At 41.3% G+C, this 13910-nt stretch carries 13 protein-coding genes; all 13 read left to right on the top strand.

Annotation, left to right across the window (positions count from 1 at the left end):
- The first annotated feature begins 4 nt into the window (after nt 1-4).
- Nucleotides 5-1414, top strand: coding sequence for a cell division site-positioning protein MapZ (mapZ, locus tag UKS_RS08020; protein WP_156012598.1), 1410 nt, complete (start codon nt 5-7; stop codon nt 1412-1414).
- 75 nt (nt 1415-1489) lie between these two features.
- Complete coding sequence (gene gndA / locus UKS_RS08015; protein ID WP_156012597.1) at nt 1490-2914, top strand: NADP-dependent phosphogluconate dehydrogenase; 1425 nt, start codon at nt 1490-1492, stop codon at nt 2912-2914.
- 11 nt (nt 2915-2925) lie between these two features.
- On the top strand, nt 2926-3615 hold the full coding sequence (locus tag UKS_RS08010; RefSeq protein WP_156012595.1) for a response regulator transcription factor: 690 nt from the start codon (nt 2926-2928) through the stop codon (nt 3613-3615).
- A 99-nt stretch (nt 3616-3714) separates the two neighbouring features.
- Nucleotides 3715-4656: a choline-binding protein CbpJ gene (cbpJ, locus tag UKS_RS08005; RefSeq protein ID WP_156012593.1), complete on the top strand. Its 942-nt coding sequence runs from the start codon at nt 3715-3717 to the stop codon at nt 4654-4656.
- Between the two features lie 122 nt (nt 4657-4778).
- The gene (gene mvk / locus UKS_RS08000) at nt 4779-5657 is read left to right on the top strand and encodes a mevalonate kinase (protein ID WP_156012591.1); all 879 of its coding nucleotides are present in this window, start codon (nt 4779-4781) and stop codon (nt 5655-5657) included.
- The gene (gene mvaD / locus UKS_RS07995; RefSeq protein ID WP_156012589.1) at nt 5639-6592 is read left to right on the top strand and encodes a diphosphomevalonate decarboxylase; all 954 of its coding nucleotides are present in this window, start codon (nt 5639-5641) and stop codon (nt 6590-6592) included. Before mvk ends, mvaD begins: the two co-directional genes overlap by 19 nt.
- Entirely contained in the window at nt 6579-7586 is a 1008-nt protein-coding gene (locus UKS_RS07990) for a phosphomevalonate kinase (protein ID WP_156012587.1), read from the top strand. Before mvaD ends, UKS_RS07990 begins: the two co-directional genes overlap by 14 nt.
- Entirely contained in the window at nt 7570-8580 is a 1011-nt protein-coding gene (gene fni / locus UKS_RS07985; RefSeq protein WP_156012585.1) for a type 2 isopentenyl-diphosphate Delta-isomerase, read from the top strand. The genes UKS_RS07990 and fni overlap by 17 nt, the downstream gene beginning before the upstream one ends.
- A gap of 76 nt (nt 8581-8656) precedes the next feature.
- Nucleotides 8657-9355 carry a cell wall-active antibiotics response protein LiaF gene (liaF, locus tag UKS_RS07980; RefSeq protein ID WP_156012583.1) on the top strand — a complete coding sequence of 233 codons (699 nt, stop codon included), beginning with the start codon at nt 8657-8659 and terminating at the stop codon, nt 9353-9355.
- Complete coding sequence (locus UKS_RS07975) at nt 9352-10347, top strand: sensor histidine kinase (protein WP_156012582.1); 996 nt, start codon at nt 9352-9354, stop codon at nt 10345-10347. Before liaF ends, UKS_RS07975 begins: the two co-directional genes overlap by 4 nt.
- Before the next feature lie 13 nt (nt 10348-10360).
- A complete protein-coding gene (locus UKS_RS07970; protein ID WP_156012580.1) occupies nt 10361-10993 on the top strand; it encodes a response regulator transcription factor in 633 nt (210 codons plus the stop codon).
- Nucleotides 10994-11412: 419 nt separating this feature from the next.
- Complete coding sequence (locus UKS_RS07965) at nt 11413-12534, top strand: N-acetylmuramoyl-L-alanine amidase family protein (RefSeq protein WP_156012578.1); 1122 nt, start codon at nt 11413-11415, stop codon at nt 12532-12534.
- 88 nt (nt 12535-12622) lie between these two features.
- Nucleotides 12623-13861, top strand: a complete 1239-nt coding sequence (locus UKS_RS07960; protein ID WP_156012576.1) for an N-acetylmuramoyl-L-alanine amidase family protein — start codon at nt 12623-12625, stop codon at nt 13859-13861.
- Nucleotides 13862-13910: the final 49 nt, after the last annotated feature.

Below are 13910 nucleotides of genomic sequence, written 5' to 3'. Positions count from 1 at the left end.
ACTCATGAGTGAGAAAGGACGTAATCATCATAAAGCAGAACATCAAGAAGCTCAATTTGATTTTGATGATGCTAAAGAGCTAACAGTTGGAGAAGCTATGCGAAAAAATGAAGAGGTGGAAGCAGGTGTATTGCCTGGAGATTCTATCTTGGACAAGTATGTGAAGAAACATAAAGATGCAATTGATGCAGATAAGTTTGAAACGCGTCAGTTTAGCAAGGATGATTTAGTTGAAAAAGAAGAGGTAGAGGAGACTCAGACTCTTGATAATTTGCTTCAAGAGCTTCGTGAGGATACAGGAGTAACTCCTCCAGATCCAGAAGATGAATTGAGTCAGTTTGATGATTTAGAATTAACACGAGTTTCAGAAGCTCCTCTTGTCGAAGAATTTGAGACGGAAGAGGTCCAATTAGATGGAGCGGAAGAGGCTCTCACACGTTCTCGAGTGACAGATAGTGAAGATGGAAACAGTAAGAAAAAATGGGTGCTTTACGGTATTCTAGCAGCTTTAGTGGTTCTTATCCTTGGAACTGGTTATTATGTTTATCGTCAAGTGGCTCGTTCGACCAAGGAAATCCAAACTTCTCAATCAACTACAAATACGCAGTCAGATGTGGAAGAATTCAATAATTTATATGATGCCTTCTATACAGATAGCAACAAAACAGCTTTGAAAAATAGCCAGTTTGATAAACTAAGTCAACTAAAAACCTTACTTGATAAGCTAGAAGGTAGTCGTGAATATACGCTTGCAAAATCTAAGTATGATAGCCTAGCAACTCAAATCAAGGCCATTCAAGATGTTAATGCTCAATTTGAGAAGCCAGCTATTGTGGATGGTGTTTTGGACACTAACGCTAAAGCTAAACCGGATGCTAAATTTACAGATATTAAAACTGGAAATACGGAACTTGATAAAGTTCTAGATAAGGCTATCAGTCTTGGTAAGAGCCAGCAAACAAGTGCTTCAAGCTCAAGTTCAAGTGAAACTAGCAGCTCAAGTTCTAGTCAAGCAAGTGAAAATACTGCTAGTGAAACAAGCCCAAGCAGTTCAAATACTGCATCAAATGAAACTAGAAGTACCCGCAGTGAAGTCAATATGGGTATATCAAGTGCAGGAGTTGCAGTTCAAAGAAGTGCCAGTCGTGTTGCCTACAATCAGTCTGCTATTGATGATAGCGATAACCCTGCCTGGGATTTTGCGGATGGTGTCTTGGAACAAATTCTAGCGACTTCACGTTCACGTGGTTATATTACTGGTAACCAATACATCCTTGAACGTGTTAATATCGTTAATGGCAATGGTTATTACAACCTCTACAAGCCAGATGGGACCTATCTCTTTACCCTTAACTGTAAGACAGGATACTTTGTTGGAAATGCTTCTGGTCATGCAGATGACTTGGACTACTAAGCAGTCGTTACAAAATTCTTTCTTTTCAAAAGTAAAAATGATAAAATAAAACAAATTAAACAAGAGGAGTATCAAATGACAAAAGCTAACTTTGGTGTTGTTGGTATGGCCGTAATGGGTCGTAACCTTGCCCTTAATATTGAATCTCGTGGTTACACAGTTGCTATTTACAACCGTAGTAAAGAAAAAACGGAAGATGTGATTGCTTGCCACCCTGATAAACACTTCGTGCCAAGCTATGATATCGAAAGCTTCGTAAATTCAATTGAAAAACCACGTCGTATCATGCTTATGGTTCAAGCAGGACCTGGTACAGATGCTACAATTCAAGCCCTTCTTCCACACTTGGATAAAGGTGATATCTTGATCGATGGAGGAAATACTTTCTACAAAGATACAATCCGTCGTAATGAAGAATTGGCAAACTCAGGTATCAACTTTATCGGTACTGGTGTATCTGGTGGTGAAAAAGGTGCCCTTGAAGGTCCTTCTATCATGCCTGGTGGACAAAAAGAAGCCTACGACTTGGTTGCGGATGTTCTCGAAGAAATCTCAGCAAAAGCACCAGAAGATGGAAAACCATGTGTGACATACATCGGTCCTGATGGAGCTGGTCACTACGTGAAGATGGTCCACAACGGTATCGAGTATGGTGACATGCAATTGATCGCAGAAAGCTACGATCTTATGCAACACTTGCTTGGTCTTTCTGCAGAAGACATGGCTGAAATCTTTACTGAGTGGAACAAGGGTGAATTGGACAGCTACTTGATCGAAATCACAGCGGATATCTTGAGCCGTAAAGACGATGAAGGTCAAGATGGACCAATCGTAGACTACATCCTTGATGCTGCAGGTAACAAGGGAACTGGTAAATGGACTAGTCAATCAGCTCTTGACCTTGGTGTGCCATTGTCACTCATCACTGAGTCAGTATTTGCACGTTACATTTCAACCTACAAAGAAGAACGTGTACATGCTAGCAAGGTTCTTCCAAAACCAGCTGCTTTCAAATTTGAAGGAGACAAGGCTGAGTTGATTGAAAAAATCCGCCAAGCCCTTTACTTCTCAAAAATCATCTCATACGCACAAGGTTTTGCGCAATTGCGTGTAGCTTCTAAAGAAAACAACTGGAACTTGCCATTTGCAGATATCTCATCTATCTGGCGCGATGGCTGTATCATCCGTTCTCGTTTCTTGCAAAAGATTACAGATGCTTACAACCGTGATGCAGACCTTGCTAACCTTCTTTTGGATGAGTACTTCTTGGATGTTACTGCTAAGTACCAACAAGCAGTGCGTGATATCGTAGCTCTTGCGGTTCAAGCTGGTGTACCAGTACCAACCTTCTCAGCAGCTATTACTTACTTTGATAGCTACCGTTCAGCTGACCTTCCAGCTAACTTAATCCAAGCGCAACGTGACTACTTTGGTGCCCATACTTACCAACGTAAAGACAAAGAAGGAACCTTCCACTACTCTTGGTATGACGAAAAATAAGTAGGTCTGCCATGGGGAAACGGATTTTATTACTTGAGAAAGAACGAAATCTAGCTCATTTTTTAAGTTTGGAACTCCAAAAAGAACAATACCGAGTTGATCAGGTTGAGGAGGGGCAAAAAGCCCTTTCCATGGCTCTTCAGACAGACTATGACTTGATTTTATTGAATGCTCATCTGGAGGATATGACAGCCCAGGATTTTGCAGACGAGCTAAGTCGGACTAAGCCAGCCTCAGTCATTATGGTCTTGGACCATCGTGAAGATTTGCAAGATCAGATTGAGACAATCCAACGCTTTGCCGTTTCATATATCTATAAGCCAGTCATTATTGATGATTTGGTGGCTCGTATTGCAGCAATTTTCCGAGGTCGGGATTTTATCGACCAACACTGTAGTCAGATGAAGGTTCCAACGTCTTACCGCAATCTGCGTATGGATGTAGAACATCATACCGTTTATCGTGGCGAGGAAATGATTGCTCTGACGCGTCGTGAGTATGACCTCTTGGCTACTCTCATGGGAAGCAAGAAAGTCCTGACTCGTGAGCAGTTGCTGGAAAGTGTATGGAAGTATGAAAGTGCGACCGAAACGAATATCGTGGATGTCTATATCCGTTATCTACGTAGCAAGCTTGATGTAAAAGGTCAAAAAAGCTACATTAAAACCGTTCGTGGTGTTGGTTACACCATGCAAGGATAGAAAAGCAGTTGCAGTTTTGTAACTGCTTTTTTGAGGGGTTTTCTATATATTGACATGCAGTTTGGTCTTTGCTATAATCAGTTATGGAGGATAGGTCTAATGAAAACAATAAAAAAATTGATGCAAATCGCATTAGCAGTCTTTTTCTTTGGTTTGCTAGCAACAAGTACAGTATTTGCGGATGATGCTGATTCAGATGGTTGGCAATTTGTCCAAGAAAATGGTAGAACCTACTACAAGAAGGGTGACATCAAAGAAACGGCCTGGCGAGTGATTGATGGGAAGACCTATTATTTTGATCATGTATCAGGAGAGATGGTTGTCGGTTGGCAATACATTCCAATGCCAGTTAAAGGATATACAATTGGTCCTTACCCTAATGGTATAAGATTAGAAGGTTCCCCAATGCCAGAATGGTACTACTTTGACAAAAATGGAGTGCTACAAGAGTTTGTTGGTTGGAAAGCATTAGAGGTTAAAACTAAAGAAAGTATTGGAAGAAAGTATGGGGAAAAACGTACAAATCCGGAAGATAAAGAAGAGAAGAGTTTTTACACGAACTATTACTTTAATCAAAATCATTCTTTAGAGACAGGTTGGCTTTATGACCAGTCTAATTGGTATTATCTAGCTAAAACGGAAATTAATGGAGAAAACTATATTGGTGGTGAAAGACGTGCAGGTTGGATAAATGATGGTTCAGCTTGGTACTATCTAGATCCAACAACTGCTACAATGCAAACGGGTTGGAAACAACTTGGCAATAAGTGGTACTACCTCCGTTCATCAGGTGCCATGGCAACTGGCTGGTATCAAGATGGTTCAACTTGGTACTATTTAGACCAGTCAAATGGTGATATGAAAACTGGCTGGCAATACCTCGGTAACAAGTGGTACTACCTCCGTTCATCAGGAGCCATGGTGACAGGCTGGTTCCAAGTTAATGGTAAATGGTACTATGCCTATAGCTCAGGTGCCTTAGCAGTGAATACCACTGTAGATGGCTACTACGTCAATTATAATGGCGAATGGGTTCAATAATGAAAACAAGCGATTGTGAAGGAAACAATCGCTTTTTTTGTGAAAATATAATAAAATAGATAGGAGAGAATAAATACTTGTATGAACAATGAGACGGCTTTTTCGTCTAGTAAAAGGAAAATATGACAAAAAAAGTTGGTGTCGGTCAGGCACATAGTAAGATTATTTTAATAGGGGAGCATGCGGTCGTTTACGGTTATCCAGCCATTTCCCTGCCTCTCTTAGAGGTGGAGGTGACTTGTAAGGTGGTCCCAGCTGAAAGTCCATGGCGTCTTTATGAGGAGGATACCTTGTCTATGGCGGTGTATGCTTCGCTTGAGCATCTAAATATCAAGAATGCTTGCATTCGTTGTCAGATTGACTCAGCTATTCCTGAAAAACGAGGGATGGGTTCGTCTGCGGCTATCAGCATAGCGGCCATTCGTGCGGTTTTTGACTACTATCAAGCCGACTTGCCTCATCATGTATTGGAAATCTTGGTCAATCGGGCGGAGATGATTGCCCATATGAATCCGAGTGGTTTGGATGCCAAGACCTGTCTCAGTGACCAACCTATTCGATTTATTAAAAACGTTGGATTTACAGAGCTTAAGATGGACCTATCCGCCTATTTGGTGATTGCCGATACGGGCGTTTATGGTCACACCCGTGAAGCCATCCAAGTGGTTCAAAGCAAGGGCAAGGATGCCCTGCCGTTTTTGCATGCCTTGGGAGAATTGACCCAGCAAGCAGAAGATGCGATTAGACGAAAAGATGCTGAAGGACTGGGACAAATCTTCAGTCAAGCACACTTACATTTAAAAGAAATTGGTGTCAGTAGCCCTGAAGCGGATTCTCTAGTTGAAACGGCTCTTAGCCATGGTGCTCTGGGGGCCAAGATGAGTGGTGGTGGGCTAGGAGGCTGTATCATAGCCTTGGCAGTCGATTTGACACAAGCTCAAGAACTAGCAGAAAGATTAGAAGAGAAAGGAGCTGTACAGACATGGATCGAGAGCCTGTAACAGTACGTTCTTACGCGAATATTGCCATTATCAAATATTGGGGAAAGAAAAAAGAAAAAGAGATGGTGCCTGCTACTAGCAGCATCTCTCTGACTTTAGAAAATATGTACACGGAGACGACCTTGTCACCTTTACCATCCCCTGCGACAGCTGATGCCTTTTATATCAATGGTCAGCTACAAAATGAGGCGGAGCATGCCAAGATGAGCAAGATTATTGACCGCTACCGTCCAGAAGGTGGGGGCTTTGTCCGTATCGATACTCAAAATAATATGCCAACCGCAGCGGGCTTGTCGTCAAGTTCTAGTGGTTTATCCGCCCTGGTCAAGGCTTGTAATGCTTATTTCAAGTTTGGTTTGACTCGGAGCCAATTGGCACAGGAGGCTAAGTTTGCCTCAGGCTCTTCTTCTCGGAGTTTTTATGGACCGCTAGGTGCCTGGGACAAGGATAGCGGAGAGATTTACCCGGTAGAGACAGACTTGAAACTAGCTATGATTATGTTGGTACTAGAGGACAAGAAAAAACAAATCTCTAGCCGTGACGGGATGAAACTTTGTGTGGAAACCTCGACGACCTTTGACGACTGGGTACGTCAGTCAGAGAAGGATTATCAGGATATGCTGGTTTATCTCAAGGAAAATGATTTTGCCAAGGTTGGGGAGTTAACGGAGGAAAATGCCCTGGCTATGCACGCTACGACCAAAGCAGCATCACCAGCTTTTTCTTATCTGACCAATGCAAGCTATGAAGCCATGGACTTTGTTCGCCAGCTCCGTGAGCAAGGGGAAGCCTGCTACTTTACCATGGATGCTGGTCCCAATGTCAAGGTTCTCTGTCAAAAGAAAGACTTGGAGCATTTATCGGAAATCTTCGGTCAACGTTATCGCTTGATTGTGTCAAAAACAAAGGATTTGAGCCAAGATGATTGCTGTTAAAACTTGTGGAAAACTCTATTGGGCAGGTGAATATGCTATTTTAGAGCCAGGGCAGTTGGCCTTGATAAAGGCCATTCCCATCTATATGAAGGGCGAGATTACTTTTTCTGATAGTTACCGTATCTATTCGGATATGTTTGATTTCGCAGTTGATTTGACGCCAAATCCTGACTATAGCTTAATTCAAGAAACGATTGCTTTAGTGCAAGATTTCCTCGTTTATCGTGGAGAGACCTTGCGACCTTTTTCTTTGGAAATTCGAGGAAAAATGGAACGAGAAGGGAAAAAGTTTGGTCTGGGTTCTAGCGGTAGCGTCGTTGTCTTGGTTGTCAAGGCTTTACTAGCTCTATATGATCTTTCGATTGATCAGAACCTCTTGTTCAAGCTGGCTAGTGCTGTCTTACTCAAGCGAGGTGACAATGGTTCTATGGGGGACCTTGCCTGTATTGTGGCAGAGGATTTAGTTCTCTACCAGTCTTTTGATCGCCAGCAGGTGGCTGCGTGGTTGGAAGAAGAAAACTTGGCGACTGTTTTAGAGCGTGATTGGGGCTTTTCTATTTCACAAGTAAAACCAACTCTAGAATGTGATTTCCTAGTGGGATGGACTAAGGAAGTGGCTGTATCGAGTCACATGGTCCAGCAAATCAAGCAAAATATCAATCAGAGTTTTTTAACTTCCTCAAAAGAAACGGTGGTTTCTTTGGTAGAAGCCTTGGATCAGGGGAACGTTGAAAAAATTATCGAGCAAGTGGAAGTAGCCAGCAAGCTCTTAGAAAACTTGAGCGCAGATATTTACACGCCTTCGCTCAGACAGTTGAAAGAAGCTAGTCAAGATTTGCAAGCTGTTGCTAAGAGTAGCGGCGCTGGTGGTGGCGATTGTGGTATTGCCTTGAGTTTTGATGTGCAATCAACTGAAACCTTAAAAACTCGCTGGGACGATCTGGGGATTGAACTCTTATACCAAGAAAGGATAGGAAATGACGACAAATCGTAAGGACGAGCATATCCGCTATGCCCTTGAGCAGAAAAGTTCCTATAATAGTTTTGATGAGGTGGAGTTGATTCATTCTTCCTTGCCTCTTTACGACCTGGATGAAATCGATCTGTCAACAGAGTTTGCTGGTCGAAAGTGGGACTTTCCTTTTTATATCAATGCCATGACAGGTGGGAGCGATAAGGGGAGAGAAATCAATCAAAAGCTGGCTCAAGTGGCAGAAGCCTGTGGTATTTTGTTTGTAACGGGCTCTTATAGCGTAGCCCTCAAAGGTCCAGCAGATGACTCTTTTTCTGTCAAGTTTGATCATCCAAATCTCCTTCTTGGAACCAATATTGGATTGGATAAGCCGGTTGAACTTGGTTTGCAGACTGTAGAAGAGATGAATCCTGTTCTCCTGCAAGTGCATGTCAATGTCATGCAGGAATTGCTCATGCCTGAGGGAGAAAGGAAGTTTCGAAGCTGGCAATCGCATCTGGCAGGCTATAGCAAGCAAATCCCCGTTCCGATTGTCCTAAAGGAAGTGGGCTTTGGAATGGATGTGAAGACCATCGAAAGAGCCTATGAACTGGGTGTTCGTACAGTGGATCTATCAGGTCGTGGTGGTACCAGCTTTGCCTATATTGAAAACCGTCGCAGTGGTCAGCGTGATTACCTCAATCAATGGGGGCAGTCTACCATGCAAGCCCTTCTCAATGCTCAAGAATGGAAAGACAAGGTCGAACTCTTGGTCAGTGGAGGTGTTCGCAATCCGCTGGATATGATTAAGTGTTTGGTCTTTGGTGCCAAGGCTGTAGGACTGTCTCGAACAGTTCTGGAATTGATTGAAACCTACACAGTTGAAGAAGTGATCGGTATTGTCCAAGGCTGGAAAGACGATCTGCGTTTAATTATGTGTGCTCTTAATTGTGCCACCATAGCAGATTTGCAAAAAGTAGACTATCTTCTTTATGGAAAATTAAAAGAAGCAAAGGATCAGATGAAAAAGGCGTAACCACCGCCTTTTTTCCATCTTCAGACCGAGGTGACTTTTTTGAATTGTGATAAAATAGAAGGGAGAGGATAAACCTATGAGAAAATTTAAAATCTTTTTATTTATCGAAGCCTGTCTTCTGACAGGAGCTCTGATTTTGATGGTATCAGAGCATTTTTCGCGTGTTCTGCTGATTTTATTCCTCTTTTTGCTTTTGATTCGCTATTACACTGGTAAAGAGGGCAATAATCTTCTTTTAGTAGTGGCAAGCATTCTCTTTTTTTTCATCGTCATGCTCAATCCTTTTGTAATTTTAGCTATTTTTGTTGCGGTCATCTATAGTCTCTTTCTTCTTTATCCGATGATGAACCAGGAAAAAGAGCAGACCAATTTGGTTTTTGAAGAGGTGGTAACGGTTAAGAAGGAGAAAAATCGTTGGTTTGGAAATCTCCATCATTTTTCAAGCTACCAGACTTGCCAGTTTGATGATATTAATCTCTTTCGCCTCATGGGGAAGGACACTATTCATCTGGAGAGGGTCATCTTAACCAATCATGACAATGTCATTATCCTCAGAAAGATGGTAGGAACGACCAAAATCATTGTACCTGTAGATGTGGAAGTCAGTCTCAGCGTTAACTGTCTCTATGGTGATTTGACTTTCTTTAACCAGCCCAAGCGAGCCCTCCGCAATGAACACTATCATCAAGAAACAAGAGACTATCTCAAGAGTAACAAGAGTGTCAAGATTTTCTTGACTACTATGATTGGAGATGTGGAGGTAGTTAGAGGATGAAAAAACAAGCTTATGTAATGATTGCTCTCACCTCCATCCTGTTTGTCTTATTTTTCTCCCACAGCTTGCTGGAAATCCTTGACTTTGATTGGTCTATTTTCTTGCATGATGTCGAAAAAACAGAAAAATTTATCTTTTTGTTGTTGGTATTCAGCATATCCATGACCTTTCTCTTAGCCTTGTTTTGGCGAGGTATCGAAGAGCTTTCTCTAAGAAAAATGCAGGCTAATCTCAAGCGTTTATTGGCAGGGAAAGAAGTGGTTCAGGTTGCAGATCCAGATTTGGATGCCAGTTTCAAGTCCTTGTCAGGTAAACTTAACCTCTTGACAGAAGCTCTTCAAAAGGCTGAAAATCACAGTCTTGCTCAGGAAGAAACAATCATCGAGAAAGAACGGAAGCGGATTGCGCGGGATTTGCACGATACAGTCAGTCAGGAGTTGTTTGCGGCCCACATGATTTTGTCAGGTGTCAGCCAGCAGGCTTTGAAATTGGATAGAGAAAAGATGCAGATCCAGTTGCAGAGTGTCACAGCTATTTTAGAAACTGCCCAGAAGGATTTGCGGGTTTTACTCTTGCATTTGCGGCCAGTTGAACTGGAGCAAAAGAGCCTAGTTGAGGGAATAAAAATTCTCTTAAAAGAGCTTGAAGACAAGAGTGATCTCAAGGTTGGTTTTAAGCAAAATGTGACGAAATTGCCTAAGAAAATCGAGGAGCATATCTTCCGTATCCTGCAAGAATTGATCAGCAATACCCTCCGCCATGCCCAAGCCTCTTGCCTAGATGTCTACCTCTATCAGACAGATTTTGAATTGCAGCTGAAGGTGGTGGACAATGGGATTGGTTTCCAGTTAGGGAACTTAGACGACTTGAGTTATGGACTCCGCAATATCAAGGAACGTGTTGAAGATATGGCAGGGACGGTTCAGTTATTAACAGCTCCCAAGCAAGGGCTGGCAGTTGATATCCGTATTCCCCTGCTTGATAAGGAATGATAAAGGAGTAAAGATGAAAATTTTACTAGTAGATGACCACGAAATGGTTCGATTGGGCTTGAAAAGCTACTTTGATCTCCAAGATGATGTAGAAGTTGTAGGGGAGGCAGCCAATGGGTCTCAAGGCATTGAGTTAGCCTTGGAATTGCGTCCAGATGTCATTGTCATGGATATTGTCATGCCTGAGATGAATGGGATTGATGCGACCCTGGCCATCCTCAAAGAATGGCCTGAAGCCAAGATTTTGATTGTGACTTCTTATTTGGACAATGAAAAAATCATGCCTGTCTTAAATGCTGGTGCTAAAGGCTATATGCTCAAGACTTCTAGTGCAGACGAACTACTCCATGCTGTTCGTAAGGTGGCTGCTGGAGAGTTGGCTATTGAGCAAGAAGTCAGCAAGAAGGTCGAATACCAGCGCAATCACATAGAACTACATGAGGATTTGACTGCGCGTGAACGTGACGTGCTTCAACTCATCGCCAAGGGCTACGAAAATCAGCGCATCGCAGACGAACTTTTTATCTCTCTCAAGACGGTCAAGACCCATGTGTCCAATATCCTAGCCAAGCTGGAGGTCAGTGATCGCACCCAGGCAGCAGTTTATGCTTTTCAGCACCATTTGGTCGGGCAGGAGGAGTTTTAGTAGTTATATAAAATAATGTTGGAGAAATGGCTAAACTTAGCATCAAAGAAGCGAGCAAGTAGTGCTAGCACAACAAAATATTTTTTTCACAATGTTTCATGTTATTTGTTGACATTCATTTTATAGGAGAGTACAATAGAGTTAGAAATATTTAGATTAACATATATTTTATAAAATATAAAAAATCCAAAAGGAGGTTACAGGTATGTCTCCGTAAATCATCAAAATAAGGTCACTAGAGTGTTAAGGAATTTTGAAGAAAGGATTTTTGTCATGAAAAAATATATTACTTATGCAGCTTTATTACTTACTTCAGGAGCTTTGTTATCAACTACTTATCATATTCTGTAAGTAGAAGATACTGGGAATAAAATTATTCTTTCTATATCTGTATAATTTTATAACAGGAGGAAATGGCTATGAAAAAATCTAAATTTCTCACTCTTGGTTTGCTTGTAGGTGCTGGTCTACTTTTATCTATCAATCAAGCACAGGCAGCAGACACTTGGGTTAAAAAGGGTGCTGACTGGAATCTTTCGCAAGATGGCAGTCTCGCTAAAAATAAATGGGTGCAAAATGCTGGCTCATGGTATCACTTCGACAGCACTGGTAACATGCAGACAGGCTGGCTCAAAGAAGGCAATACATGGTATTCGCTAGCAGATAGTGGTGCTATGCGCACTGGCTGGTACAAGGAAGGTAACACCTGGTACTCACTAGCAAATAGTGGCGCTATGGCAACAGGATGGGCGACTACAAATGGTCAATGGTCTTACTTTGAAAACTCAGGAGCTATGGTAGCAGATAGAGCTGTTCCAGCCAGCGATGGAGAAAGTTATGTCATTGGTAAGGATGGTTATATGTTGACCAAACTCCCAAGTCAGGTTGAACAATCTCAAGCGGATGATACAATTATCACAAATATTGTTACTTTGTCTGATGGATATGATTATCATCTTATTCATAGAAAAGATGGAGTCATTGTTGAAAAAAATGCTTGGTACATAAAACCTGAATTTAAGAAGTTTTCTGATAAATATGGAGATAAAGTTTCCAATACGATGTTGGCTTTAGTAGATAATGCAGAAGAAGGACAAGAAATTAATCCTAAAGCTGTCGTCAAAAATTTCCAAAACTTACCAAACAGGTATTACTTTGGGGCAGATGGTCGTCGCGTAACAAATTTACCAGAAATGACCACCTATTCAGAGATTAAAAAAGTTGGAAATGATGTCTATCTAGAAAATCCGGGTGCACGACTTCTTCTTGGAGCTACCAGCTTCACAATCAATAATAATAAACTATACTATTTAGATGGTGATAATTGGAAACTCAAAACAGGTTATTTTGCATTGATTGATGATAGACCAAGCTATCATCACTATCATATTCTTGTTTATGCAGACCAATCTGGTGAAATTCTTAAAATGAAACGATTGCCAACAGGAATTTCAGATTATCTTAATAAAGAAATTGACGGTTTCTACGGTCAAACTGTTAAAATCGATAGTAAGACAGGAAATGTTTCTGTTGTGAAATAAGACGTCTGACAGAGTAAAACGAAAAAGCGAACAGCTTTGTTTACTAGGAAGTCATGTTCATTTCACTATAGAATAGGAGGAAATGGCTATGAAAAAATCTAAACTACTCACACTTGGTTTGCTTGTAGGTGCTGGTCTACTTTTATCTATCAACCAAGCACAGGCTGCAGATACTTGGGTTAAAAATGGCGCTGACTGGAATCTTTCTCAAGATGGCAGTTTCGCTAAAAATAAATGGGTGCAAAATGCTGGCTCATGGTATCACTTCGACAGCACTGGTAACTTGCAGACAGGCTGGCTCAAAGAAGGCAATACCTGGTATTCGCTAGCAGATAGTGGCGCTATGCGCACTGGATGGTACAAGGAAGGCAATACCTGGTACTCACTAGCAGACAGTGGGGCTATGCGAACTGGCTGGTACAAGGAAGGTAGCACCTGGTACTCTCTAGCAGATAGTGGCGCTATGCGTACAGGTTGGTACAAAGAAGGGTCTACTTGGTACTATCTTCATTTTAGTGGTTCTATGATGACAGGTTGGGTGTTCATAGATGGTAATTGGTATTATTTTGAACAATCAGGTGCAATGGCCTCTGATAGAGTTGTAAATTCTAGTGATGGGACAGGCTATATTCTCAGCAAGGATGGCTATATGTTGACTTTAAAAAATAGCCCTTATAAAGATGATGATATTGTCCGTTTAGGTGATGGATATGAGTATCTGATTACATCAAAATTTGATGGACATAACTATACTGATGTTATCGTGGCTAAAAATACTTGGTATATCAAACCTGAGTTCAAGAAGTTTTCCGACAAATATGGGGATGAGGTTGCAAATACTACCTTAGCTTTAGTGGATAATAAAGAAGAAGGACAAGAAATTGATCCTAAAGCTGTTATTCGTAATTTCCAAAATCTACCAGGTCGATATTACTTTGGAGCAGATGGTCGTAGAGTATTACCACTTCCAGAGATGACAACTAGATCAGAAATCAAAAAAGTTGGCAATGATCTTTATCTAGAAGACCCAGGTGTACGACTTCGATTTGCTAACTTCACAATCAATAACAATAAACTATACTATTTAGACAATGGACAAGGTAAGCTCAAAACAGGTTACTTTGTATTGATCGATGATGGTATGGCTACAACCCACCATCACTTCCTTGTATATGCAGACCAATCTGGAGAAGTTCTTAAGATGAAACGCTTGCCATCAGGATTTTCAGATTATTTTGACAAAGAAATCGATGGTTTCTATGGTCAAAAAATTAAGATTACACAGCCAAATAAGAATGAATATTACAAGGTTCTTGTGGTTAAATAATACAAAACGAATCGCCCAATGAGGGATGTGTGGGCGATTCGTTTTTTTA

Source organism: Streptococcus sp. 116-D4 (assembly GCF_009731465.1).
GTDB lineage: Bacteria > Bacillota > Bacilli > Lactobacillales > Streptococcaceae > Streptococcus > Streptococcus pseudopneumoniae_E.
This window is presented reverse-complemented; position numbering and strand designations above follow the sequence as displayed.